At 33.3% G+C, this 24,393-nt stretch carries 23 protein-coding genes; 7 read left to right on the top strand and 16 right to left on the bottom strand.

All coding sequences use genetic code 11. The annotated features are described in order from the left end of the window. The first annotated feature begins 5 nt into the window (after nt 1-5). Together E5167_RS12275 and E5167_RS12270 are read left to right on the top strand one after the other, a co-directional pair. A complete protein-coding gene (locus E5167_RS12275; protein ID WP_136844441.1) occupies nt 6-641 on the top strand; it encodes a MarC family protein in 636 nt (211 codons plus the stop codon). A gap of 78 nt (nt 642-719) precedes the next feature. Beyond that, the gene (locus tag E5167_RS12270; RefSeq protein WP_136844440.1) at nt 720-1,805 is read left to right on the top strand and encodes an amidohydrolase family protein; all 1,086 of its coding nucleotides are present in this window, start codon (nt 720-722) and stop codon (nt 1,803-1,805) included. 33 nt (nt 1,806-1,838) lie between these two features. Here the strand turns inward: E5167_RS12270 and E5167_RS12265 are convergent, their stop codons facing one another. The 5 genes from E5167_RS12265 to E5167_RS12245 form a co-directional block, all read right to left on the bottom strand. Then, nucleotides 1,839-3,380, bottom strand: a complete 1,542-nt coding sequence (locus E5167_RS12265) for an acyl-CoA carboxylase subunit beta (RefSeq protein WP_136844439.1) — start codon at nt 3,378-3,380, stop codon at nt 1,839-1,841. A 117-nt stretch (nt 3,381-3,497) separates the two neighbouring features. After that, nucleotides 3,498-4,937 carry an acetyl-CoA carboxylase biotin carboxylase subunit gene (locus tag E5167_RS12260; RefSeq protein ID WP_136844438.1) on the bottom strand — a complete coding sequence of 480 codons (1,440 nt, stop codon included), beginning with the start codon at nt 4,935-4,937 and terminating at the stop codon, nt 3,498-3,500. 2 nt (nt 4,938-4,939) lie between these two features. Further along, nucleotides 4,940-5,425 carry an acetyl-CoA carboxylase biotin carboxyl carrier protein subunit gene (locus E5167_RS12255; protein ID WP_136844437.1) on the bottom strand — a complete coding sequence of 162 codons (486 nt, stop codon included), beginning with the start codon at nt 5,423-5,425 and terminating at the stop codon, nt 4,940-4,942. Between the two features lie 84 nt (nt 5,426-5,509). Further along, nucleotides 5,510-6,193, bottom strand: coding sequence for a PrsW family intramembrane metalloprotease (locus E5167_RS12250; protein ID WP_136844436.1), 684 nt, complete (start codon nt 6,191-6,193; stop codon nt 5,510-5,512). Between the two features lie 18 nt (nt 6,194-6,211). Further along, the gene (locus tag E5167_RS12245; protein WP_169301423.1) at nt 6,212-6,760 is read right to left on the bottom strand and encodes an NUDIX hydrolase; all 549 of its coding nucleotides are present in this window, start codon (nt 6,758-6,760) and stop codon (nt 6,212-6,214) included. Nucleotides 6,761-6,863: 103 nt separating this feature from the next. On the opposite strand from E5167_RS12245, the gene E5167_RS12240 reads away from it, so the two are divergent. Continuing rightward, nucleotides 6,864-9,248, top strand: a complete 2,385-nt coding sequence (locus E5167_RS12240) for a penicillin acylase family protein (RefSeq protein WP_136844434.1) — start codon at nt 6,864-6,866, stop codon at nt 9,246-9,248. Nucleotides 9,249-9,575: 327 nt separating this feature from the next. Here E5167_RS12240 and E5167_RS12235 read toward each other — a convergent pair whose 3' ends face one another. Beyond that, a complete protein-coding gene (locus E5167_RS12235; protein WP_136844433.1) occupies nt 9,576-10,664 on the bottom strand; it encodes a M42 family metallopeptidase in 1,089 nt (362 codons plus the stop codon). Between the two features lie 122 nt (nt 10,665-10,786). Here E5167_RS12235 and E5167_RS12230 point away from each other — a divergent pair, with 122 nt between their 5' ends. Then, nucleotides 10,787-11,497, top strand: a complete 711-nt coding sequence (locus E5167_RS12230; RefSeq protein WP_136844432.1) for a DUF4294 domain-containing protein — start codon at nt 10,787-10,789, stop codon at nt 11,495-11,497. Next, the gene (gene trhA / locus E5167_RS12225) at nt 11,481-12,104 is read left to right on the top strand and encodes a PAQR family membrane homeostasis protein TrhA (RefSeq protein WP_136844431.1); all 624 of its coding nucleotides are present in this window, start codon (nt 11,481-11,483) and stop codon (nt 12,102-12,104) included. The genes E5167_RS12230 and trhA overlap by 17 nt, the downstream gene beginning before the upstream one ends. 88 nt (nt 12,105-12,192) lie before the next feature. On the opposite strand, the gene E5167_RS12220 is transcribed toward trhA, so the two are convergent. Together E5167_RS12220 and E5167_RS12215 are read right to left on the bottom strand one after the other, a co-directional pair. Further along, the gene (locus E5167_RS12220; RefSeq protein ID WP_136844430.1) at nt 12,193-13,482 is read right to left on the bottom strand and encodes a DUF4236 domain-containing protein; all 1,290 of its coding nucleotides are present in this window, start codon (nt 13,480-13,482) and stop codon (nt 12,193-12,195) included. 153 nt (nt 13,483-13,635) lie between these two features. Continuing rightward, nucleotides 13,636-15,216 carry a serine hydrolase domain-containing protein gene (locus E5167_RS12215; protein ID WP_136844429.1) on the bottom strand — a complete coding sequence of 527 codons (1,581 nt, stop codon included), beginning with the start codon at nt 15,214-15,216 and terminating at the stop codon, nt 13,636-13,638. Nucleotides 15,217-15,393: 177 nt separating this feature from the next. On the opposite strand from E5167_RS12215, the gene E5167_RS12210 reads away from it, so the two are divergent. Continuing rightward, nucleotides 15,394-16,146, top strand: a complete 753-nt coding sequence (locus E5167_RS12210; protein ID WP_239021998.1) for a Type 1 glutamine amidotransferase-like domain-containing protein — start codon at nt 15,394-15,396, stop codon at nt 16,144-16,146. On the opposite strand, the gene E5167_RS12205 is transcribed toward E5167_RS12210, so the two are convergent. The 3 genes from E5167_RS12205 to E5167_RS12195 are packed head-to-tail and all read right to left on the bottom strand — an operon-like array spanning nt 16,143 to nt 17,983. Continuing rightward, entirely contained in the window at nt 16,143-16,571 is a 429-nt protein-coding gene (locus E5167_RS12205; protein ID WP_136844428.1) for a DUF4268 domain-containing protein, read from the bottom strand. The two genes, E5167_RS12210 and E5167_RS12205, sit on opposite strands and share 4 nt — an antisense overlap. A 4-nt stretch (nt 16,572-16,575) precedes the next feature. Further along, a complete protein-coding gene (locus E5167_RS12200; protein ID WP_136844427.1) occupies nt 16,576-17,250 on the bottom strand; it encodes a ZIP family metal transporter in 675 nt (224 codons plus the stop codon). 1 nt (nt 17,251) lies between these two features. Further along, complete coding sequence (locus E5167_RS12195) at nt 17,252-17,983, bottom strand: SAM-dependent methyltransferase (protein WP_136844426.1); 732 nt, start codon at nt 17,981-17,983, stop codon at nt 17,252-17,254. A 142-nt stretch (nt 17,984-18,125) separates the two neighbouring features. Between E5167_RS12195 and E5167_RS12190 the strand changes: the two genes are divergently transcribed. Then, nucleotides 18,126-19,280: a THUMP domain-containing class I SAM-dependent RNA methyltransferase gene (locus E5167_RS12190; RefSeq protein ID WP_136844425.1), complete on the top strand. Its 1,155-nt coding sequence runs from the start codon at nt 18,126-18,128 to the stop codon at nt 19,278-19,280. A 33-nt stretch (nt 19,281-19,313) separates the two neighbouring features. On the opposite strand, the gene E5167_RS12185 is transcribed toward E5167_RS12190, so the two are convergent. The 5 genes from E5167_RS12185 to rlmD all read right to left on the bottom strand — a co-directional run bounded on the left by E5167_RS12185 (nt 19,314) and on the right by rlmD (nt 24,345). Then, on the bottom strand, nt 19,314-19,862 hold the full coding sequence (locus tag E5167_RS12185; protein WP_136844424.1) for a DUF4136 domain-containing protein: 549 nt from the start codon (nt 19,860-19,862) through the stop codon (nt 19,314-19,316). A 254-nt stretch (nt 19,863-20,116) separates the two neighbouring features. Further along, nucleotides 20,117-21,535, bottom strand: coding sequence for a S41 family peptidase (locus E5167_RS12180; RefSeq protein WP_136844423.1), 1,419 nt, complete (start codon nt 21,533-21,535; stop codon nt 20,117-20,119). Between the two features lie 163 nt (nt 21,536-21,698). Further along, nucleotides 21,699-22,424 carry a DUF6048 family protein gene (locus tag E5167_RS12175; RefSeq protein ID WP_136844422.1) on the bottom strand — a complete coding sequence of 242 codons (726 nt, stop codon included), beginning with the start codon at nt 22,422-22,424 and terminating at the stop codon, nt 21,699-21,701. Then, nucleotides 22,390-22,926, bottom strand: a complete 537-nt coding sequence (locus E5167_RS12170; RefSeq protein WP_136844421.1) for a DUF6452 family protein — start codon at nt 22,924-22,926, stop codon at nt 22,390-22,392. Before E5167_RS12170 ends, E5167_RS12175 begins: the two co-directional genes overlap by 35 nt. Before the next feature lie 6 nt (nt 22,927-22,932). Next, complete coding sequence (gene rlmD, locus E5167_RS12165; RefSeq protein WP_136844420.1) at nt 22,933-24,345, bottom strand: 23S rRNA (uracil(1939)-C(5))-methyltransferase RlmD; 1,413 nt, start codon at nt 24,343-24,345, stop codon at nt 22,933-22,935. Nucleotides 24,346-24,393 lie beyond the last annotated feature (48 nt).

The raw sequence follows: 24,393 nt of genomic DNA, 5'->3' as shown, positions 1-24,393 counted from the left end.
AAACAATGGAATTACTTTTAATTACTTTTGGAGCACTGTTCTCCATAATGAATCCCTTAGGAACCGTGCCTGTTTTTGTGGGATTAACACAAGATAACTCTAAAAAAGAACGCTCAATAACAGCGTTTTGGACAGCTGTAGATGTGTTGATAATCTTGTTACTTTCCTTTTTTGCAGGTAAGTATATTTTGTCTTTTTTTGGGATTAGTTTAAATGCATTAAAGATTGCAGGAGGACTTATTATTACATCTTCTGGATTTGCCCTGCTTACAGGTAAATTTAGAGAGCACAAAGGCATGAAACGTAAACGCGTGCAACAAGATATTCAAACGCGAGACTCCATTTCACTAACACCATTAGCTATACCAATGTTGGCAGGTCCTGGAACCATATCAATGCTTATTGGTTATAATCAGGAATATAACCTAACTTTTGATGTTATAATTATAGTCTGTGCCATGATTTTGGCAGCATTTAGTATTTATATAATACTTAAAAGCGGACATTTTATAGTCGGAGTATTAGGCGCATCAGGTATTAATGCACTCTCCAGAATTATTGGGTTTATAGTAATAGCTATTGGAATTGAGTATATGATTTCTTCTATAGTCAATATATTATCGTTCATATCATTTAAATAACCTTGTTAAATGCTTGCTAAATTTACTATTCTATTGTGGTATATTATTAACTTTAGTGCCTAAAACAAAATTATAGATATGAAGTTTCGTTCAATTATCTCAACTTTAATGTTCTTGCTGCCAATACTTGTTATAGCTCAGGAAATGTCTTTTGAAGAATACAATCCAAAATCCACACTAGTAGTTCCTGGAGATAGTATTTTTAAAGCTAAATTCCCTTTTATTGATGTGCATGGACATCAATACAGGATGCCAACTCAAGATTTAACACCTGTCGTAGCTGATATGGATAAGTTGAATATGGGAATTATGGTAAATTTAAGCGGCAGAACTGGCGATGATTTAGTAAAATCTGTTAAAAATATAGCCGATAATTTTCCAAATCGATTTGTAGTGTTTGCTAACATCAATTTTGAAGGTGCTGGAAGTGAAGGCTGGACTGAAAAAATGGTAGTTCAGTTAGAACAAGATGTGAAAAATGGTGCTAGAGGCTTAAAAGTGTATAAAAGTTTAGGATTACGTAATAAAGATGCGCAAGGAAATAGATTAGCGATTAATGATAAGCGGTTAGACCCAATTTGGGCTAAATGTGGTGAGCTAGGAATACCTGTGTTAATACACTCGGCAGATCCTGCATCTTTTTGGGATGAATTTGATGGCGATAACGAACGTTGGTTAGAATTAAAAACACATCCAAGACGTAAACGTACAGATACAGATCCTGCACCTTTTCAACAAATTATGAATGAGCAGTATAACGTGTTTAAAAAGCATCCAAACACTACCTTTATTAGTGCACATATGAGTTGGTTAGCTAACGATTTAGGTAGATTAGGAAAACTACTAGATGAAATGCCAAATATGAATGTTGGTATTGGTGCTATTATTGCCGAATTAGGAAGACAGCCTCGTTTTGCCAAAGCCTTTATAACTAAATATCAAGACAGAGTATTATTTGGAAAGGATAGTTGGAAGCCAGAAGAATTTCCAACCTATTTTAGAGTCTTAGAAAGTGCAGATGAATACTTTCCATACCACAAAAAATATCATGCTTTTTGGGCAATGTATGGTTTGGATCTAGATGATGAGGTGCTTAAAAAAGTGTATTATAAAAATGCCTTGCGCATTGTTCCTGGATTAGATAAGAGTTTATTTCCTAAATAGAAAAAAAGCCACTTTTAAGTGGCTTTTAATTTTTTATAGAGGAATATTACCGTGCTTTCTTTTTGGTCTATCAACCTGTTTGTTTTCTAACATGGAGAAAGCTTTCAGTAATTTTCGACGTGTATCTTTTGGTAAAATAACTTCATCAATAAAACCACGTTCAGCAGCACTATAAGGATTAGCAAATAGTTCGGCATATTCAGCTTCTTTTTCTTTCCATTTAGCTTCTTTATCTTTTGCAGTATTAATGTCTTTTTTAAAGATGATTTCCGCAGCGCCTTTTGCTCCCATGACTGCAATTTCGGCATTCGGCCAAGCAAAATTCATATCTGCGCCTATATGTTTTGAGTTCATAACGTCATAAGCACCTCCATATGCTTTCCTAGTAATAACAGTTACTCTTGGTACTGTGGCTTCACTAAAAGCATATAATAACTTAGCACCATGTACAATAATACCATTCCATTCTTGGTCTGTTCCCGGTAAAAAACCAGGAACGTCTTCGAGAACTAACATAGGAATATTAAAGCAATCGCAAAAGCGAACAAAACGTGCTGCTTTTTTTGAACTGTCAACATCTAAGACACCAGCTAAAAACATTGGTTGATTGGCGATAATGCCAATGCTCTTTCCGCCTAAGCGTGCAAATCCAACAATAATATTTTCTGCATGGTCTTTATGTATTTCATAAAAAGAATCATCATCAATAATACCTTTAATAACCTCATGCATATCGTAAGGTTTATTTGGACTATCAGGAACAATAGTTGAGAGGCTTTTTCTAATTTCGTCTTTTAAATCAAAAGGTAGATGAGTAGGCTTTTCTTTATTACTTTGTGGCAAATAACTAAGCAGTTGTTTAATATCTTCTAAGCACTCTACATCATTTGCTGAGGTTTTATGTGCCACTCCAGATTTTACTGAATGCGTTGAAGCACCACCAAGCTCTTCTGAGGTTACTTCTTCGTTAGTAACCGTTTTTACCACATTTGGTCCAGTAACAAACATGTAACTTGTGTCTTGTACCATGATGGTGAAATCGGTCATAGCTGGTGAATAAACAGCACCTCCAGCACATGGTCCCATAATAGCTGAAATCTGCGGAATAACACCTGACGCTTGAACATTTCTGTAAAAAATATCGGCATAACCTCCTAACGAGCGAACCCCTTCCTGAATTCTTGCGCCACCTGAGTCATTTAAACCAATTAATGGTGCGCCAACGTTCACTGCTATGTCCATGATTTTACAAATCTTTTCGGCGTGTGTTTCAGATAAAGAACCACCAAAAACAGTAAAGTCTTGAGCAAAAACATACACTAATCGTCCGTTAACTGTTCCGTAACCTGTAATAACACCATCACCATAAAACTGCTGGTTTTCCATGCCAAAATCTTTGGTGCGATGCGTTACTAAGGCACCAATTTCTTCAAAAGACCCTTCGTCTAGTAGATATTCTACACGTTCGCGTGCTGTTAGTTTCTTTTTAGCATGTTGCTTTTTAATACGTGCTTCGCCACCACCTAAATAGGCTTGTTGAAGTTTATCGTTAAGTGTTTTTATTTTTGAGTCCATGATTTTTTTTTTGTTATTCTGTACTACAATGCAGAATCTATTTATTTTTCATTTGGATTCCGTACCACACTTCGACTATGTTCAGTGGGACAGTACGGAATGATAGTTGCGCTAAAGTTAATTAGGAAGACGTAATAACTGTTGATCTTCCAAGTATTGTTTTAAAGCGATAATCGCTGCTATTTTTGCTTCTTCTTTATGTTGTTCTTTTAGTAGTTCTGGTGAGTAATATTTTTTTACAAAGTGCGTATCAAAATTTCCAGAAATAAAGGCGTCGTGTTTACAAACAAAAGTCCCAAAAGGCAAAGTGGTTTGTACACCTTCAATATGGTAATTCTCTATAGCTTTCAGCATTAGCTGAATGGCTTCATTACGCGTTTTTCCATACGTGATTAACTTTGAAAGCATCGGATCGTAATAGATTGGTACATCCATACCTTCTTCAAATCCGTTGTCAACACGAATATCTTTTCCAACAGGTAATTTATAGGTGCTAAGATTCCCTACACTAGGTAAAAAGTCGTTTAAAGGGTCTTCGGCATATACACGAAGCTCTAATGCGTGACCGTTTATTTTTAAATCTTCCTGTTTAATATTTAGCGCTTCACCACGAGCGACTTTAATTTGTAATTCCACTAGATCTACACCAGAAATTAATTCAGAAACAGGATGTTCTACCTGTAAACGTGTGTTCATTTCGAGGAAATAGAAATTGTGGTCGGCATCTAGCAAGAACTCTACGGTACCTGCTCCTAAATAATCACAGGAGCGTGCTACATTAATGGCAGCGTCTCCCATTTTTGCTCGTAAATCTGGTGTTAAAACGGACGAAGGTGCCTCTTCTACCACTTTTTGGTGTCTTCGTTGAATGCTACATTCGCGTTCAAAAAAGTGTAGTACATTGCCATGACTGTCTGCCATGACTTGAATTTCAATATGACGAGGAGAAGTGACGTATTTCTCAATAAATACTGAGCCATCACCAAAAGCAGAAGTGGCTTCACTAATAGCGCGATTCATTTGTGATTCTAAATCACTTTCTTTTTCAACAACACGCATGCCTTTTCCACCACCACCTGCAGAAGCTTTAATTAAAATAGGAAACCCAATTTCTTTGGCAATATCTTTAGCCTTTTTAATATCAGTAATGGCTTCGTCTATACCTGGAACCATGGGAATGTTATAAGCCTTTACTGCTTCTTTGGCAGCAAGTTTACTTCCCATAATTTTAATGGCTTTGGATTTTGGGCCAATAAACGTGATGTTATTGTTTTCGCATAATTCAGCGAAATGTGCATTTTCACTCAAAAATCCATAACCAGGATGAATGCCATCTACATCTAATTTTTTTGCAACCTCTATTATTTTTTTACCTAATAAATACGATTGATTTGAAGGTGCTTTTCCTATATAGACAGCTTCATCTGCATAACGTACATGTGGTGCATTTCTATCTGCTTCAGAGAATACAGCAACCGTTTGTATGCCCATTATTTTTGCTGTTCGCATCACACGAATAGCAATTTCTCCTCTATTTGCAACTAGTATCTTCTTCATAATTATTCGAATTCAATTAGCAATTCATTTTTCTCAACGGCATTTCCTTTAACTGCAGAAATGGTTTTTATTATTCCATCTCTTGGAGAGGTAATAATATTTTCCATTTTCATAGCTTCAAGCACTAATAATGTGTCATTTTCTTTTATGTCTTGACCAACTTTAATATTTATATCCAAGATTAACCCTGGCATTGGTGCTTTAATTTCATTTATTAGTTTAGACTTACCAATAGTAAACCCCATGTCTTTTATTAACTGATGTAACTCATTGTTTATATTGATATTATAGGTATTATTGTTAACTTTTACTTCATAAGATTTTGAATTAAAGTCAGCTTTAGTAATGTCTGCTATTATTGATTTGTTTTTATCTATAACATGATATTTAGTGTTAGAGATTTTAATGATATCGGTGTTTGCAATATCTAAGGAGTTTAGTTTTAATTCTATATTAGAATTAACTTCTAGTGTGTATGTTTTACTCATATTTTGATTGAGTTTAATTGCTTTTAAAACTACAAAATTAATAGTAACTTTTTTTTAAGAATATGAGTCGTATCATATTCCGTTTTATTTCTTAATTTTTTTGAAATAAGAAATTTCTTGGTGTGCTTTTATGGCACGTTTGGACAAAATAATTCCAATAATAAGTGATATAAACGCACCAATAGATATACCAGGAATAAAGCCAATAAACAAAAAGAAATCGTATGCACCATGAAATAGTACTGCCAAGGCTAAGCCAATTAAATTCCATTTCATACGATTATTAGAAAATTTTGCTTTCCCCATGTAATAACCCATTATAATGGCAAAAGTGGCATGTGCAGGAATTGCGGTAATGGCTCTTATTGCAGCAACCTCTAATCCGCCTTCAAGGACGTAAAAAAGATTTTCAACAGCTGCAAAACCCATAGATACCATTACAGCATAAATAATTCCATCAAAAGGCTCGTTAAAATCTTTTCTAGGTTGTGCATAATAACGCACCATGATGTATTTACTAAATTCTTCAATTAACGCTACTACAAAGAACGCTTTAACAAATTGCTGCCAAATACTATAATTGTCTGGTAAGGGTAAAAATAAATCGAAAAATAAATATAGCAGTGTGGTAATTACAATACTTAAAATAGCTCCTAATAAGAAGCTAACTAATAGAACGCGTTTTGACTCTTTTTCATATTTATCCTTTATATAGATGTATATAATAACAATAAGAACAGGAGTAGCAGTGGCAATTAAAAGATTCATGCAGGGAAATTAAAAAAATTAAAGCATTTTGCTAACTTGATTTATAATAAAGTGATAATAAGTATAATCGGCTGGTACTAATTTAAAAGTTTCGTTATGGTTTTGAGCGTAAAAGTTTAATTTATTTAAAGAGAGTAATGTAATGTCATCGACCTCTTCCTTTTGAATTGTTAAATTTTCGATGTTAGTTTTTAATTCACTTAAAAACACATGCTGAAATTCGCAATCATTTATGCCATTAGGATGAACATTAATATTTTTTCTAATGTCTATTTGTAGTAGTTCAGTTTCTGAAATAGACAAACCTATTTCTTCTTGTACTTCACGAATGGCTGCGTTTAAAATAGATTCTCCAGATAATACATGACCTGCAACTGAAACATCCCAGAAACCTGGAAATGTTTCTTTGTGAGCTCCACGCTGCTGTAATAAGATATCACCATTACTTGTGTAAAACCAAATATGAATCGTTGGATGAAACAAGCCTTTAGCATGTGCTTCGTTTTTTAAACAGTTTTTGCCTGTAGGATTACCGTTTTCTGTCCATATATCAATATACTCATCCAATATTTTAAAATTTTATCAAAGATAAGTTTAAATAAAAAATATGTGGTTTGAATAATTAAATTTACTTTAGTAAATACTATTTTTGAGAAACAAACTTCATTTCATGCGTATTTTAAAAAAAATCTTATTAGGTATTTTAATACTGTTAATACTTGTAGCTATATCAGGATATATTTATGTTAATTCATTAAAGCCTCAATACTCTGGGAGTCTTGAGCTTCAAGGCTTAAAAGCAGAAGTATCCACTTATTTTGATGATTATGGCATTCCTCATATTTATGCGCAAAACGAAGAAGATGCTTTTACCACTTTGGGTTATATGCATGCACAAGATAGATTGTGGCAAATGGAACTTATTAAGCGCATAGCTCCTGGTAGATTATCAGAAATTCTTGGAAAAGAATTAGTGCCAACAGATACATTTTTTGCAACGCTTGGTATTGAAGAGGCTACAAAAAAAGCTATTGCCAAAATAGATAAAAACAGCAATGCTTATAAGCTGGCTATGGCTTATATACATGGTGTGAATCAATTTATTGAAGAAGGTGCTACTCCAATTGAATTCACTTTAGTTGGTGTAGAAAAACAGCCTTACCAATTAAAAGATATGTATAACACCTTTGGTTATATGGCTTTTAGTTTTGCTATGGCTCAAAAAACCGACCCAATGCTTACTGCGATACAAGAAAAACTTGGAGCAGATTATTTAAAGGATTTAGATGTTTTGTCGAATCCGAATAGTACGTTTATTAAAAATAGCAAACCAAATATAGAGGTGTTTCAGGAGCTATCATCTCAAATAGCTCAAGTCACTCAAAACTTGCCAATATCTCAGTTTGTTGGCAGTAATAGTTGGGTAGTATCTCCTAAAAAAACAAGCACGGGAAATGTAATTTTTGCTAACGACCCTCATATCGCCTATTCTCAACCTTCAGTATGGTACGAAGCACATATAGTTACACCAAATTATGAGATGTATGGTTACCATTTAGCAGGGGTGGCATTCCCTATTTTAGGTCACAATAGGAATTATGCTTATGGTTTAACAATGTTTGAAAATGATGATATTGATTTTTACTTGGAAACAAATCATCCAACAGATAAAAATCAATACAAAACACCTAATGGCTATAAATCTTATAGAAAGCAAACAAAAACGATAAAAGTAAAAGATGAAGAAGATGTGGTGTTAGATGTGTTAACATCTAGACATGGCCCAATCATGACGCATGTACAAGATGAAATTTTACACGATAATCCAGTTGCTATGTCTTGGATATATACACAACATGACATAAAAATACTTGATGCCGTTTATGGTATGTCTCACGCAAAATCTATGGATGATGTTAGGGAAGCGGTATCCTTAATTCATGCTCCAGGTTTAAATGTTATGTATGGTGATGCCAAAGGCAATGTGGCTTGGTGGGCAGCAGGACAATTATATACACATAAAGATCATGTGAATCCAAAATTTGTGTTGGATGGTGCTAGTGGTGAAGATGATATTGTGGAGTATTTAGATTTTTCAAATAATCCAATGGCTGAAAATCCGGAATGGAATTATGTGTATTCGGCAAACAATCAACCAGATTCTATTGCTGGAATGTTGTATCCAGGGTATTATTTACCAGAAGATAGAGCAAAACGCATTGTAGAATTATTGGAGCCTAAAAACGACTGGAATATAGAAAGTATTTCTCAAATGATTTTAGATGTTACGTCACCTATTGCACCTACTATTGTTAAAGAAAGCATAGATGTAATGAATATAAGCTCATTTTCTGATAATCAAAAAGAAGCGTTTGAAGTTTTAAAATCATGGGAAGGTGATTATACCAAAGCAAGTATTGGTTCTACCATCTATCAACGTTTTATCTATAAATATTTTGAAAACACCTTTAGAGATGAGCTAGGAGACGTGTTGTTTGAGCAATTACTAAAAACACATTTATTAAAACGCACTATTGTTAAGCAAATAAGTAATGATGATTCGGTATGGTGGGAAGACATTACGACTGATACTAAGGAATCAAAAGCAGATATTCTTACACAATCGTTTAAAGATGCTGTTAATAATTTAGAAAAACAATTAGGTGTCGATATTTCTAAATGGAAATGGGAAAATGTGCATACTCTAGAACATGGTCATGCCTTAGCTGCTGTTGAAACTTTAAGACCCTATTTTAATGTTGGTCCTTTTAAAGTTGGAGGGACTGAAGAAGTGATTGATAATAAAGCATTCGATTATAATGATAGTGGCTTATACGATGTAAAAGTAGGACCTTCTACCAGACGTATTATAGATTTTTCAGATGTAGAGAACAGTATTAGCATTTTGCCTACAGGGCAATCAGGAAATCCGTTTAGCAAACATTATGATGACCAAGCAGACATGTATAGCAAAGGTGAGTTTAGAAAAATGAAGATGAATAAAGAGGAGATTATTGAAGCGTCTAGGTTATTAAAAGTAACTCCTAAGAATTAAAAAGAATGTCATTTTGAACACTACTGAAATCAAAATGCGGTTTTGATTGAAAGTATCTTGGGTAGCAAGTGAGAAATTTTATAATCTAAAAAAAGAGATTCCTCGTCGTTTTGCTCTGTCGGAATGACAAATATGGTTAAACAAAAGCGTATAAAAAACGTGTCATTCTGAATGAAATGAAGAATCTATTGCAATTTTTTTTAATTCACTTAAAGCTAAGTAAATCTTATAAAAGAAATACGTCATTACGAACGTAGTGAAGTAATCTGTTAATTTGGTAAATTTAATTTTACAGATTGCTTCGTAACTCGCAATGACGCAATATATTTATTCAAAATAACTAAAGGTATCTCCAGCTTTAATTTTAAGAACCGTTTCGTAAATCATTCTAATGACGTTTTCAACATCATCTTTATGTACCATTTCTACAGTTGTATGCATGTAACGTAATGGTAACGAAATTAGCGCCGAAGCAACACCACCATTACTATACGCAAAGGCATCAGTATCAGTTCCTGTAGCTCTAGACAATGCCGAACGTTGAAAAGGAATATTCTTTTCCTCAGCAGTATCAATAATTAAATCACGCAGCTTTTGCTGTACAGCTGGAGCATAGGCAACAACAGGGCCTTTTCCAATTTCTAAGTGTCCTTCTTTTTTTCTTTCTATCATTGGCGTAGTAGTATCGTGAGTAACGTCAGTTACGATAGCTACATTAGGTTTAATGGTATGCGTAATCATTTCGGCACCACGTAAGCCAATTTCTTCCTGAACCGAATTGGTGATGTATAAGCCAAAAGGTAGTTTCTTTTTGTTTTCATGCAATAATCGTGCAACTTCTGCAATCATAAAACCACCCATTCTGTTGTCTAAAGCACGACATACAAACTTGTCTTTGTTGAGTATATGGAATTCATCTGGATAGGTAATAACGCATCCAACGTGCACACCCATTTTTTCAACTTCATCTTTGTCTTTTGCACCAATATCAATGGTAATATTATCTGGTTTTGGAGGTTCTTCTTTAGCTTTACTACGTGTATGAATTGCAGGCCAACCAAAAACGCCTTTTACAATGCCTTTTTTTGTGTGTATATTCACAATTTTACTTGGTGCAATTTGATGGTCGCTTCCGCCATTTCTAATCACGTAAATTAATCCGTTGTCTGCAATGTAATTCACATACCATGAAATTTCATCGGCATGACCTTCAATAACTACTTTGTATTCTGCTTTAGGATTAATAACTCCAACAGCTGTTCCGTAAGTGTCTGTAATAAACTCATCTACATAGGGTTTTAGATAGTCCATCCATATGTTTTGACCATCCCATTCGTAACCAGTAGGTGCTGCATTATTTAAATATTTCTCTAGAAAGTCCATCGACTTTTTGTTGAGTATCTTCTTTTTTGCCATTCTAAAATATTTTGCTCTAAAATAATAATATTAATAAGAATTTAAGGTTTAAAAGTATGTAAAATATTAACTTTACAGTGTTAAGTTTTGTTCGAATGTTTTATTTTGAATTTAACCCAATTATGAAAAAGATTTTCAGCATATTACTTTGGTTGCCACTACTTTGTTTTGGTCAGGTTCAAGAAACTGAAACGGACACCACCCAAACAAAATATTTAATTATTAAAGGCGATTCTATACCGAGAACCTCTATAGATTTAGATGAGGTGATGTTGTTGCACACTTTGGAGTTTAATAGTAGAGAAGATAAACGACGTTACTTAATTTTAAAACGAAAAACGGTAAAAGTATATCCTTATGCACATTTAGCAGCTGTAAGATTAGATACGCTTAACGCAAGATTAAACAGACTTAAAAAGAAACGCGACAGAAAGCAGTATGCTAAAGTGATTCAACGTTATATTGAAGGCGAGTTTTCGGATGAGTTAAAAAAACTAACACGTACCGAAGGACAAATACTTATTAAGCTTATACATAGACAAACTGGGCAAACCACCTTTGAACTCATTAAAGAGTTGCGAAGTGGTTGGCGAGCCTTTTGGTTTAATAATACAGCAAGTTTATTCGACTTATCTTTAAAAAAAGAGTTCGACCCAATGCATGTTAAGGAAGATTATTTAATTGAAGATATCTTACAGCGTAACTTTCAATCTGGACGCTTAAAACGCCAAAAAGATGCTCTAGAACTTGATTTTTTCGAGCTTAGCGACAAATGGTTAAACGATAAGCCTAAAACTACCAAAACACCAAACACACTTGAAAGCACAAACTAGGCTAGAAGAACAGCTTAATACATGGTCGCATGCTGTTGGCGCAATATTGGGAATAGCTGGTTTGGTATTGCTAATTCTAAAACAAGAAAGTACACCTTGGAGCTTATTTAGTGTATTGGTGTATGGTATTTCTATAATTATCTTGTTTAGTGCCTCTGCCTTATACCATGCAACCAAAACAGAAAAGCGTAAGCATTATTTTAGAATTATAGACCATATAAGCATTTACCTATTAATTGCAGGAACCTACACACCTGTGTTATTGTTAACGTTATCAGATAGTAAAGGTTGGCCTCTGTTTTATACCGTTTGGGGAATAGCAACCTTTGGCGTATTTCTAAAATTCTTTTTTACAGGACGTTTTGAAGTGTTTTCAACATTACTATATCTAGTAATGGGTTGGTTAATTGTATTTGATTTTACCACACTTGCTGACAGAATGCATACCAACGGATTACTACTCTTATTTGCTGGTGGTTTGTTTTACACGGTAGGTATTGTGTTTTATGCTATTAACAAAATACCTTATAACCACGTAATTTGGCATGTGTTTGTACTAGCTGGTGCTATTAGCCACTATTGTATGGTGTTTTGGTTTGTGGTTTAGGAATTATAAACTGAATAGAAAACCGCGAGGATTTTCAGAAGTAGGCGAGAACAAGCAATTACTTATAGCTATTGTTAATTTACTTACGCTATTTTTTTACTTCTATTGTTTTAAAAATGAACGACTTTGATAATTCCATTCTGTGATTGAAATTTTCAAAAGCGACAACTGGATCAATTTTGCTGTAATTTAAATCTGAAAATTTTTCTCTGTCAAATTGAATAGAATAGATGTAGTCATCTTTTGTTTGTCCATCTTTTTTGTCAACCCTTTGAGTGTAAGCTGATATTTCTATGTTTTCTATTCCTGCTGAAGTCATAAATGATATTCCAGCAACTAAAAAACCAAGACCAGTTACACATTTTGAATATTCTTCTCTTAATTGTTTATCGCTTTTATTTTTAACTGATAATTTTCCTGATTTTAAAATTGAAGCGGTTTCTTTTGGTAAATGTTCTATTTCTGGTAAATCTAAATCAATCAAAAAAGTTTTGTTTTTTTGGTCGTATTCAAAATCGATAAAAAACTCTGGTTTTAAATCAATTTCGTTTAGAATTGTTTCAAAATTTTTAAGAACAAAACTTTCTGTAGCATTTAAATTATCAATTAAGTTTTCTTTTTCTTGTTCAAAAGTTTTTAGATAATTTTTGTTTATATCTTTTTCTTTAGTTTTTTCTGATTTTTCAAAGTCAGCTTTTTGTTTCTCCCAATTTTCAATTGAGCTATTTAACTTTTGCTCTATATTCTCTTGAACATATTGACTTCTATTTTTCTTGTTTTTCCAAAACAAGATTGAATTAAATTTGATTTTCGCTTCTTTTAAAAGCTCTCTTTCTATGGATGACTTAGTAGGTTTTAAGACTTCAAATTTTTTCTTTGAATATTTTTTAGGTTTTAGTTTGTTAATTTTTTCTTGAACTTCTTGTTTGGTAATTGGTTTAAGAATATGCTTGTATAGGTCTGTAAATTCTAATGTTTCTTCAATGATTAAATTATAATATCTTTCATAAATTTTCTTAAGATTTTCTTTGTATTCAGTAGTTCTTTTAAGTTTATTAATTAAAGTCTGTGATGTGATATTTTTTCCATTGTTATCATATATTTCTATATCAGGCTCATATCTTTCATTTAAGTCTAAACTAACTCCAACTTGTGTTTTATTATTTGATACAGTATTATTCTTAATTGAATTTCTTTCTGAACTAGAGATTTTTGTTCTATTATACAAGCCTGTTCCGGGAATTCCAGTGTTTAAATAAGCTCCACTTTTTCCAATATTTACATTTGCTCCTCTCGGTCCAATAGTTGTACTAATTCCAGATTTTGAAAGATTAATGTTTAAGCCTGGAGCAACTTTTATCCTATTTCTGTATCTCATATTTTAGTTGTTTCGTAATCTGCGCTAATACGATGATATGCAAAGTTTCAATACAGAAATGAATTCTGTATAAGTGTTTTATATCAGCCACTATTGAAGCTGGTTCAGTAACTAGCAAACGAATATAGTTGTTTTTTCTTACAAAATTAAACATCAATTAGCTCTAAAAAACATACCTAACGTTTGTACTTTTGCACTTTTTTCAGGTGTTAAAGAAAAATATACTTGAATGGTTCCGTTTTCAGCATTCATTCTCAGATACCCTCGTAATTGGTTTAATGGCGTAATTTCACCAACTTCTTTAATGGCACCAGCTTTTTCAAAAATGTCTTTGGCTTCTTTCATTCGTCTTTCTTTTGAGGTGTCTAAATACACATTTTCGGCAATAATCTCTTTCTCTAGCTGCTCATCCCAAGTTTTAATAAATTCTAATACTTGTTCCGTGCGTTTTGCAAGGATATTCGATACTGGAAGTTTGCGAGGTTGTAATTTGGCTTTATCAAATAGTAATTGTTCTATTTTATCTGCTGGTAAAGGACCTGTGTATGTTAAATTGCCAAATGCCATGATGCCAATACCATATTCTGGATAGAAATAATAGTTGCTTCCAAATCCTGGTAATGCGCCACCATGCGATATACGTTTTATACCATTACAATAGGTGTTAATTCCTAAACCATATCCATAGCCAGTCATTCTTGCACAAGGGTCTCCATTATAATCTTTAGCTCTAGCTGATAATCTTGGAAATTGTGGTGTTTGCATTTCACGTAAGGAGCTTCTTTTAATTGGTCCATTATCATCATTACTTCTTGGAGGCCACGCTGAAAGATGAAAACTCACATATTTGCTAAAATCTTCTATCGTGGTGATAAGTCCACCCATAGCACCAAACGAGCCATCATGCAACATAGGTTCTAGTTTCCATTGCTCGTCTTCCCAACGGTAACCAATGGCAAGTTGTTCTTTTGCAACATTATTCCATTCCCAATAGGTGTTATTCATGCCTAATGGTTGAAGTATGTTTGTCTTAATATATTCTTGATAGGGTTGTCCTGACACTTTAGACACGATATGACCAAGCATAGCATAGCCTGTATTACTGTATTCATACTCATATGAAGGAGCGTTTGAGAACGTTAAACCTTCGTTTATCATATCAATAAGCATCTCGTTAGACTCATCCAATTGGCGATCTCCCCAAGGATTATCTTCAGGGAATCCAGCGGTCATGGTTAACAGGTTTTCAATATCGATAATTGGGCTGTCTTTTGTAAGATATTCCAGATTAGCCATTTCAGGAATGTATTTGCTAACAGGATCATTTAAAGCAAGTTTACCTTCGTCTCGTAATTTAACAATTGCCATGGCAGTAAAACTCTTGGTCATAGAAGCAATTCGAAAAGCTGATGTTGTTGTTGATGGATTTTCAGTAGCTATATCCAAAACACCGTTAGCTGAAGCAATAACCAGTTGATTATCGACCACAATACCATAAGCAATTCCAGGAATATGCCTGTCTTTGGCATGAGCATCCATAATTTGCTCTAACTCTGGAGCTAGTTCTTTTATCTTTTCTATACGGTCATTATTTTCAAAGTCAGGTGCTAAATAGGAGTTGCTATATACAACAGCTGAACTAGGAGCTTCACTTTCAGCTGTTTCTTTGGGTTTACAAGAGTAAGTTAAGGATACAAAAACGATTAACAGTAATAGTTGCTTGAAGGGTTTCATTGATTGATAATTTTTTTATTTGTATTTAAGATTGATTAAAAAGTTTAGAAAGTTAGTGATTTTTTTGGTATCATAATTTTATAGTTGTTAATAAATTACAGCTATTTATAGGGTAATTAATTGATTTTAAATACATAAAAAATTACATTTGGTAATACATCAAAAAACAACCAACCAATGAAAAAAACTATTATTTTTTGTCTTGTCTCTTTTTTTATGACAGGATTTGCCTTTAGCCAAGATCAATACATCTTCCCTTATGGCAGTGGACCAAGCAAAGCATTTATTAAAGAAATTATAAAGTTAACAGGAAAAGAAAAACCAAAAATATGTTATTTGCCAACAGCCTCTGGAGATAGAGAAAGTGGCATCATTAGATGGTACGAATTAGTTAACGACCTTGAAGTAGAGCCTTATGTGCAACGTGTTTGGATAAGTTCTTACAGACAAAAATACACCTTTGAAGAATTTTTGTTAGGTATGGATGCTATTGTAGTGGGTGGTGGTAATACATTGAATATGATCGCTATTTGGAAAGCGCAAGGCATTGATAAAGTGCTTAAGAAAGCTTTAGAAAAAGGCATTGTGTTAGCAGGTGGAAGTGCAGGGTCGCTATGCTGGTTTGATAATGGTACTACCGATTCCAGACCCATAGAATTAAGTGTTGTAGAAGGTTTAGGGTTTTTGCCTTATAGTCATAGTCCACATTACGATGGCGAAGAATTTAGACGACCTGTATATCATGAAAATATTAAAAAAGGGGTGTTTAAAGATGGGTATGCTATGGATAATCGATCAGGAATTATCTTTAAAAACGGAAAACCTTTTAAAGTAGTCTCCATGGGAGAGCAATACAATTGCTATTACGTATCGCTTAAGGATGGTGAAGTAGTTGAAGAAAAACTAGATAAAATTATTTTAAAAGATTAGCCTTTAATTACCTCTTTATATTCCTCAAAAAATGCTTCGAAAAGGAGCATTTTTTGATTGAAGAACTCCATAGTATCTCTCCAGGTGTTTTTATTATGGATTGACACTCTTTGTTCTAAAGGCACATAAATACGTGATATTTCTTTACCATTTTCTAGATAAAATTCTTCTTCAAAGATGGCATCAGGAAGATATTCGTCCAATAAAATACTTTTTAAGGCCGCTAGTTTTTCCCAGCAATTAATACGGTTTTCTAGATTGTCTTCTAAGTCTAGGCAAACAAATGCTTTTTTTGTATCAAAATAAAATTTAAAAGAAAGCCCTTTAATTTTAGTGTTGTAAAGAATCCACTTTTTTGGAAATGATTTTCCAAAACTAGTCCAAAACGCTTGTCTTAATTTTCTAGAATCTTCTTTGCTAAACATTTGATTAAATAAAATAGGCTAACACCACAGCAACAACAATTGCTAGAATTTTGTTTAAGTTAAACTTATGACCCTCGCTACTTTCAAATAAAATTGTAGTTGAAATATGGAGAAAAATACCAATGACTATAGCGTTTATTTGTTCTAATAAGTTGTGAGACATACTAACATTATTCGAAATAACGGTTCCTAGAGGTGTCATTAACCCAAATAGGGTTAAAAACAGAATGATTTGTCCTGTTTTAAAATCAGACTGAAACAAATAACTAGTAATAAGTATGGCAATAGGTATTTTATGAATTAATACGCCATATATCATATCGTTATGTTGGTGTATTGGAAATCCTTCTAAAAATGCATGTAAACACAAACTAATAAACAATAGCCAAGGAAATGTATGGCTGTTTTTGTGGATGTGCATATGGCCATGTTCGGCGCCTTTAGAGAAAAATTCTAAAAAAACTTGAAGCAATACACCAAGCATTATAAATAAACCTGTTTGTTTTGCATCTAGATGTTCATACACTTCTGGTAGCAAGTCGAAGAATGTAAGCGACATTAAAAACGCACCACTAAAAGCCAACAAAAGTTTAATGTTTCTAATAGGTTTGTTTTTTGTGAATTTCACAATTATAAAACCAAGTATAACAGCGTATATGGGAAATAAATACTTATTCATGTTACATGAAAATCATAATTAAACGTTCGGAATTATGCTTGTTAAATTTATTGAGTTTGTAATCTCCAAAGACATCTAATAATTGAATATTTGCTTTTGCAAACATGTTTTCAAAATCTTTAAGTGTCAACACTTTAACAAGTTCTTGATAATGATAAGGTTTTTCATTTGCTTCAAACGAAATGTCCTTCACAATAAAGCCATTTTCAACATAACGTTTTAAACGAAAGTCGATACCATTAATGGTTTTAGTATTTTCTTTTACTAAATTATGTATTACAAAATCAGCATTTAAAAAATCAATAACGCCAATGCCATGTTCTTTTAAATTTGCTTTTATAGAGGTAATAGTTTTTAAGTCATCCTTGTCATCATCAAAAAAACCAAAACTTGTAAACAAGTTAAATACAGCATTAAATTGTTTTGGATAAGCTTCTCGCATATCGTGTACCTCAAAATGCAAGGTCTCGTTTTCAAACTGTTTAGCAAATGCTATACTTTTTTCAGAGAGATCAATTCCTGTAACATCATATCCAATGCTATTTAAGTACACAGCATGACGTCCTTTGCCACAAGCGAGATCTAAAATAGAACTCCCTTGAGGAATATTTAGATAACTTGTGAGGTTATCCATAAAAGCCTGAGCTTCTTTATCGTCTCTATGTTTGTACAAAATATGATAGAATGGTGTGTCAAACCATGAAGAGTACCAATCTTTCGTTTCTTTTGTCATACATTAATGTGTGTCGCAACAAAAATAAAGTATTTTTGCAATCTATTTGTTCGCTTAGCGAGATTTGAGTATTAATTTTTTTGATAATCTAAGAGTTATTTCAGTTTATACAAAATGAATGCACTCTAGATTTAATTAGTATATGGAGAATAATTTTAAAATGGTAGCCAAAACCTTATTTGGTTTTGAGGAGCTTTTAGCAAAAGAACTAAGGAATTTAGGAGCACAAGATGTAAAAACAGGTATTCGTAACGTTAGTTTTGTGGGAGATACAGGCTTTATGTATAAGGCTAATTTGGCGTTGCGAACTGCTATAAAAATTTTAAAGCCTATAAAAACTTTTAGGGTTACCAATGAGCAAGATTTATACAACCAAGTGTATAAAATGTCTTGGGAAAAGTACCTATCCGAAAATGGTTCGTTGGCTGTTGATGCTACAGTGCATTCCACTGTATTTACACATTCAAAGTACATAGCTTTAAAAACTAAAGATGCCGTAGTTGATAAGTTTAGAGATACTAAAGGAACGAGACCTAATGTAGATTTACGTTTTCCTGATTTAAAAATTAATGTACATATCGACAGACAGTTATGTACAGTATCGTTAGACAGTTCAGGAGAATCATTACATAGGCGCGGTTATAAAGCAGCCACGAATATAGCACCAATTAATGAAGTGTTGGCAGCAGGTTTGGTTATGTTATCAGGTTGGGATGGACAAAGCGATTTTATGGATCCAATGTGTGGTAGTGGTACCATTTTAATTGAAGCAGCTATGATTGCTTGTAATATTCCACCAAATTTAATGCGTAAAGAATTTGCTTTTGAGCGTTGGCAAGATTGGGATGTCGATTTATTTGAAAAGATAGAAGAATCTTTACTTAGTAAAACTCGAGATTTTCATCATAAAATGATAGGTTACGATAAATCACCATCGGCAGTTAGAAAAGCTAACGATAATATAAAAAATGCTAATCTGGAAGATTTCATAAAAGTAAGTCATGAAGATTTCTTTAAAACACAAAAGGCAGGTGAAGAGCACTTGCACATGGTGTTTAATCCGCCTTATGGAGAACGATTAGATATTGATATGGAAAACTTTTATGCAGATATTGGAGCTACATTAAAACATGGTTATCCAGGAACACATGCGTGGTTTATTACCTCAAATTTAGAAGCATTAAAACACATAGGTTTAAGACCTTCTAGAAAAATAAAATTGTTTAATGCTAAGTTAGAATCGCGTTTAGTGAAATACGAAATGTATGCTGGAAGCAAGAAAGCTAAAAAGCAATAGGCTACAAAGTTATCTTTATAACCTATTTAATTTTTATAAAGTTTGACCCACTTTAGGGTATTCGTTAAATAACGTTTCTACTAGTTCGTTAACATATTCGGGTAATTTTTTCTTATTGTAACGACTCATATCACATTTAATAGACGCTTGCCATATAATTTGGTTTTTATCAAAGCTAGACACATATACTACTAAAGTTTCTTCGGTGTAAACAGTTGTATTTATGGTGCATTCAGCCCAGTAACTATATTCGTCTTGTTCTTTACAATCGTAAAAAGTAGCTTCTTTTTGTTCTACTAATAATTTAAACCCAGCTTGTAACTGTGGTTCTAGTACATTTGTTTTGTGACCTTTGCTTATCATTTCATTTTCTACGGCATTACCTATAAGTTCTCGTACTTTATTATTATCGTAATTTGGATAATTAACGTTTTCTACAAACATATCGTCAAGGCATATTACAAACGTGTTATAATTATCAAAATCAACGCTCTCATCAAATTCAGCTAGTACAGCTTCAGTAGATGCACAACCAAATACGGTTAATAAGAAAATAACGCTTAGTGTTTTTAGAGTTTTCATAGTCTAGATGTTTTTTTAGATTGATGTTACTATATCAAAGGTATTAAACTCACATGAAAATATTATGACAATTATCAGTTTGAAATGTTAAAAAAAAGATTTTCGTTTAACGGTTTGTGTATGAGTCGTGGCAGAATGTGTGGTAGTTTTCCGTATAACCGCTTAGCAGTTTGAGCATGCTACAAACCTTGATATTCGATTTTTCCTGCCATTACTTGTACATAGTGTTATGCACTTAATGTTTAGAAATTCTATTACCCATGCATCTGCTTTTCTGTAATTAAATCTGAAATGATTTTCCAAGAACCATTATCGTTTATAAGATGTAAGTAATGAATTTGATCTCGGAACATAAGTCTAGCAATTGCAGTCTTATCATCCCTTACTTCATAGATGGATATTTCTCTATTTCTTAATTCTCTAGGTATTTTTGAACCAACTCCAGTTTCGATTAGCTTCAACAAATTTACTTTTTTGACCACCTTATCATCATCTAATTTCAGATAGGCTTCATTCTCATGGTAGATTAAAGACTGTGCTTTTTTAACGTCTCCGTTGTACCAAGCCTCAGAAAGTTCTTGTAGTGTTTGATGCACTTTTTCTTTGGATGCATCAAATGCTAGCTCAGCAGTTCTACTCGCTTGTATTAGCGCTAACGTTTTCGCAAATGCATGATCTGCTTCTACCTGAATATCAACTTGCACACCTGTGCCTTGGAAACCTTTATCTGTTTTACCATCGAAAGTTCTACCTACTGATATAGACGCACCATATCCTCCTGGAAGTGCAAAAAAGGTATTCATATGACCACCTCCGCCTGTATTCTCTCCTACAATAGTAGCTCGCCTTGTTAATTGTAACCCGAATGAAAAGGATTCTGCTGCTGAAAAAGTTTGCGTACTTGTCATGATGTACAGCGGTGTGTTGCTGAATTGTTCACTCAATTTATTCACAACAGACCACCTCTCTATTACCTCTCTGTTGCCTTTTTCGTCTTTTCTGCTAATTGTTGATACTAAATAGGTTGGTTGATTAAAGAAATATCCACTTAACGCTTTGACCATGTCGGCATCTCCACCTTTACAGTTTCTTAAGTCAATAATTACAACATCAACCCCAATAAATGAAGTGAACAATTTCTTCATATTTTGTAAACCCTTTTCTGTACCATTAAAGCGACTTAATTTAACAAGACCAATATTTGTACGACCATCTCTGTTAATAACTCTGCTTCCGTTTAGCTCATTTGCTGAAGGTTTATCATGTGCATCATGATTGTTACTATGATCTTCCTTTTGATTGTGGTGTCCTTGATTTTGGTTATGCTGATTTCCCTCTTCTAACCCAAACATTTCTTGAAATTGCTTGAATCTTTCGGGACTGACAACTCCAAGGTGTTTATCCATATAGACTGATCTTAGTTCTTGATTAATCATCGCAATGAATTCATCGGAAGCCATTTCATCCTTTGGTTTATCTTTTAATTCTCTGAGTTTATCGGCCATTTTAGTTCCAATTTCTTCCAAAACGTATTCCTTTTTTATTAGGTTACTTAGTTCTTCTATAATTTCGTTTTGAAGGTTTGGAGCTGCCTTTTCTTCGCTTTGGGCTAATAAGGAAAAGTGAATTAGTAGTGTCCAAATTATTGTTAGGAGAGTGCGGGTAGTTTTCATAAGTTGATTTTTACTTTACATTCTGTTTTGTGCATAATATTTAGATAAATTCAGTTTTAATTGAAGTTTATCAACTGTTAAACGAAGTTAGTTTTTAAAATTTTAATAATCAATAATTTAACTTTCAAAAAAACTATTTTTTATTAAAAGCTGTTAAAAACCATTATTTATCTTTTTTAAACAAAGGAATTAAATACGACACATTATAACCGAAACCAATACTAAAGCTTCCGCTGTCGTAAGTACGACCAAACCCAGGAATATATAGATTTTCAAAGTTATTGGGTTCGGTTTCAGTAATACGACCTTTTAGCTGTATGTTCAAGCCAACGTATAAATTAGTAAGTGTTTCTGCTTTAATACCAAGAATCAGTTCGCCCCAAATTGCTGTTAATCCACCATGCTTTGTACCATCAGTAATTGTAGTTTGTGATCCCCAAGGTTGTCCATTAGTATCGTAAATGGTATAACTATTTATAGTTTGATTAAAGGTGCTAAATCCTGCACGAAAACCACTATAAATCATATTTTCCATGCCAAACCAATTTTGGTATAGGTTATAATCAATACCTCCTTTAAAATAACTTCCTTGTGCTGTGGTATTAAGGTAGTCACTATCAGTAGTTTGTTCTTCGGTTCCAAGTTCTCCAGCGATGTATAGGTTTTTTGACAAACGAAAATCACCATTAATTTCAAAACCTGCGTAATCGTCATCAATAAACGATTTTGCTAATTTACTTATATCTCCACCTAAACGTAGTCCATATTTTTGAGCATAACGAATAGAGTCGTTTGCTATACTATCTTCATTTTGTGCGTTTACTGAAAATGTCATCAGCAACATAGCTATGATACTAGTGATATATGTTAATGTGCGCTGCACTTTCATTTTCTATGGTGTTATTTTCAATAGTAATATTTGTTATCCAATTGTCGGTATCTGTAGTTAGAGTTGCCCCTAAATTGCTATAGATGGCTTTGTATCCGCAAGCGCGCGACACATAGACGTCATCCCTTGTATAGTTTATATCCACAATGTCAGGGTTTCCAAGAACAACATCATCACTTTCATCATCAGGTGTGCCGTTGTCATCAATGCTAAAATCTGAATGAAACACAAGTTTTGTAGTATTGATATCAGTTCTTAAAGGGATGGCTATTGAATCTTTAGTAGCCACTGAAATATCCTTAAAAAATACCGTTTCGTTTGCATCATTTATACCATAAACAAATAGACCTGAAACTGACTTGGTGTCATCAACAGAAATGGTATCGTAAAACCTAACGATTAGCTGAGGTGTAGTTGCAGTAGCTTCAGGACAAATATCGTCTTTTTCACAAGCAAACACGACCAGCGAGCATAATAATATGAGTATGTGGCGCTTTTTCATTTATATTTATTTACGACGTTCTAAAAGTACAACATTTTCTACATGATGTGTTTGTGGAAACATATCGACTGCTTGTGTTTTAACGACTTTGTAAAGGTTATTCATTAATGCTAAATCTCTAGCTTGTGTTGCACTATTGCAACTTACATAAACTATTTTTTCTGGCGAAATATTTAATATTTGATTAACCACATCTTTATGCATACCATCTCTTGGAGGGTCTGTTATTATTACATCAGGTTGCCCATGTGTATTAATAAACTCTTGATTAAATACATTTTTCATGTCGCCAACATAAAAGGCAACGTTGTCAATACTATTTAATTGTGCATTTTCTTTAGCAGCAGTAATAGCATCAGGAACAGCCTCGACACCAACTACCTTTTTAGCTTTTTTAGCGACAAATTGGGCAATGGTACCTGTGCCTGTGTAAAGGTCATACACCAATTCGTTTCCTGTTAATCCAGCAAAACCTCTTGTGATTTTGTAAAGTTCGTAGGCTTGTTTGGAATTTGTTTGATAGAATGACTTCGCATTAATTTTAAATTGTAAGCCTTCCATTTCCTCAAAAATATGGTCGCGACCATGATAGCAAACCACGTCTTGGTCGTAAATAGTATCGTTGGCTTTTCCGTTAATTACGTATTGTAAGGAAGTGATTTCTGGAAAGGTCGTTTTTAAATAATCAAGTAATAAGTTACGTTTTTCGACATCTTCTTTAAAAAACTGAACGAGCACCATAATCTCTCCAATACTAGTGCTGCGAATCATCATAGTACGTAATAATCCTGTTTGATTTCTAGTGTTGAAGAACTCCAAATCATTAGCAATAGCAAATTGCTTTACAGAATTCCTAATGGTATTAGAAGGATCTGCTTGTAGCCAACATTTTTTTACATCTAAAATTTTATCCCACATTCCAGGAATGTGAAAACCAAGAGCATTTCTATCACCTAAATCTTCATAAGAGTTTATTTCTTCTTGTGTTAACCAACGACTGTCGCTAAACGAAAACTCCATTTTGTTTCTGTAGAAATATTGCTCAGCAGAGCCTAAAATTGGTGTTACTTCTGGCAATTCTATATGCCCAATACGTGTTAAATTGTTAGTCACCTCTTTTTGTTTATAATACAATTGATGCTCGTAACTCATATGTTGCCATTTACAGCCACCACAAGTTCCAAAATGTTGGCATTTAGGCTCAGTTCTTTTATCAGAAAGCTTATGAAATGCAATGGCTTTGCCTTCATAATATGCTTTTCGCTTTTTAAAAGTTTGTACATCAACCACATCACCAGGTACTGCATTTGGTATAAATACCACTTTACCATCAGGTGCTTTAGCAACAGTTTTGCCTTTAGCTCCTGCATCAATAACTTCTAAATTAGTGAAAACTTGTTTTCTATTTTTTCTTGCCATGCGGCAAAAATAGAATAATTGAGCGTAAAATATTTAAAATTTTGATTA

It is taken from the genome of Pontimicrobium aquaticum, from assembly GCF_005047595.1.
Classification (GTDB): domain Bacteria; phylum Bacteroidota; class Bacteroidia; order Flavobacteriales; family Flavobacteriaceae; genus Pontimicrobium; species Pontimicrobium aquaticum.
This window is presented reverse-complemented; position numbering and strand designations above follow the sequence as displayed.

What these genes read in the sequence shown, in the direction of transcription:
- E5167_RS12275 (WP_136844441.1), top strand. Translation starts at nt 6, where the DNA reads ATGGAATTACTTTTAATTACTTTTGGAGCACTGTTCTCCATAATGAAT.
- E5167_RS12270 (WP_136844440.1), top strand. Translation starts at nt 720, where the DNA reads ATGAAGTTTCGTTCAATTATCTCAACTTTAATGTTCTTGCTGCCAATA.
- E5167_RS12265 (WP_136844439.1), bottom strand. Translation starts at nt 3,380, where the DNA reads ATGGACTCAAAAATAAAAACACTTAACGATAAACTTCAACAAGCCTAT.
- E5167_RS12260 (WP_136844438.1), bottom strand. Translation starts at nt 4,937, where the DNA reads ATGAAGAAGATACTAGTTGCAAATAGAGGAGAAATTGCTATTCGTGTG.
- E5167_RS12255 (WP_136844437.1), bottom strand. Translation starts at nt 5,425, where the DNA reads ATGAGTAAAACATACACACTAGAAGTTAATTCTAATATAGAATTAAAA.
- E5167_RS12250 (WP_136844436.1), bottom strand. Translation starts at nt 6,193, where the DNA reads ATGAATCTTTTAATTGCCACTGCTACTCCTGTTCTTATTGTTATTATA.
- E5167_RS12240 (WP_136844434.1), top strand. Translation starts at nt 6,864, where the DNA reads ATGCGTATTTTAAAAAAAATCTTATTAGGTATTTTAATACTGTTAATA.
- E5167_RS12235 (WP_136844433.1), bottom strand. Translation starts at nt 10,664, where the DNA reads ATGGCAAAAAAGAAGATACTCAACAAAAAGTCGATGGACTTTCTAGAG.
- E5167_RS12230 (WP_136844432.1), top strand. Translation starts at nt 10,787, where the DNA reads ATGAAAAAGATTTTCAGCATATTACTTTGGTTGCCACTACTTTGTTTT.
- E5167_RS12220 (WP_136844430.1), bottom strand. Translation starts at nt 13,482, where the DNA reads ATGAGATACAGAAATAGGATAAAAGTTGCTCCAGGCTTAAACATTAAT.
- E5167_RS12215 (WP_136844429.1), bottom strand. Translation starts at nt 15,216, where the DNA reads ATGAAACCCTTCAAGCAACTATTACTGTTAATCGTTTTTGTATCCTTA.
- E5167_RS12210 (WP_239021998.1), top strand. Translation starts at nt 15,394, where the DNA reads ATGAAAAAAACTATTATTTTTTGTCTTGTCTCTTTTTTTATGACAGGA.
- E5167_RS12205 (WP_136844428.1), bottom strand. Translation starts at nt 16,571, where the DNA reads ATGTTTAGCAAAGAAGATTCTAGAAAATTAAGACAAGCGTTTTGGACT.
- E5167_RS12200 (WP_136844427.1), bottom strand. Translation starts at nt 17,250, where the DNA reads ATGAATAAGTATTTATTTCCCATATACGCTGTTATACTTGGTTTTATA.
- E5167_RS12195 (WP_136844426.1), bottom strand. Translation starts at nt 17,983, where the DNA reads ATGACAAAAGAAACGAAAGATTGGTACTCTTCATGGTTTGACACACCA.
- E5167_RS12190 (WP_136844425.1), top strand. Translation starts at nt 18,126, where the DNA reads ATGGAGAATAATTTTAAAATGGTAGCCAAAACCTTATTTGGTTTTGAG.
- E5167_RS12185 (WP_136844424.1), bottom strand. Translation starts at nt 19,862, where the DNA reads ATGAAAACTCTAAAAACACTAAGCGTTATTTTCTTATTAACCGTATTT.
- E5167_RS12180 (WP_136844423.1), bottom strand. Translation starts at nt 21,535, where the DNA reads ATGAAAACTACCCGCACTCTCCTAACAATAATTTGGACACTACTAATT.
- E5167_RS12175 (WP_136844422.1), bottom strand. Translation starts at nt 22,424, where the DNA reads ATGAAAGTGCAGCGCACATTAACATATATCACTAGTATCATAGCTATG.
- E5167_RS12170 (WP_136844421.1), bottom strand. Translation starts at nt 22,926, where the DNA reads ATGAAAAAGCGCCACATACTCATATTATTATGCTCGCTGGTCGTGTTT.
- rlmD (WP_136844420.1), bottom strand. Translation starts at nt 24,345, where the DNA reads ATGGCAAGAAAAAATAGAAAACAAGTTTTCACTAATTTAGAAGTTATT.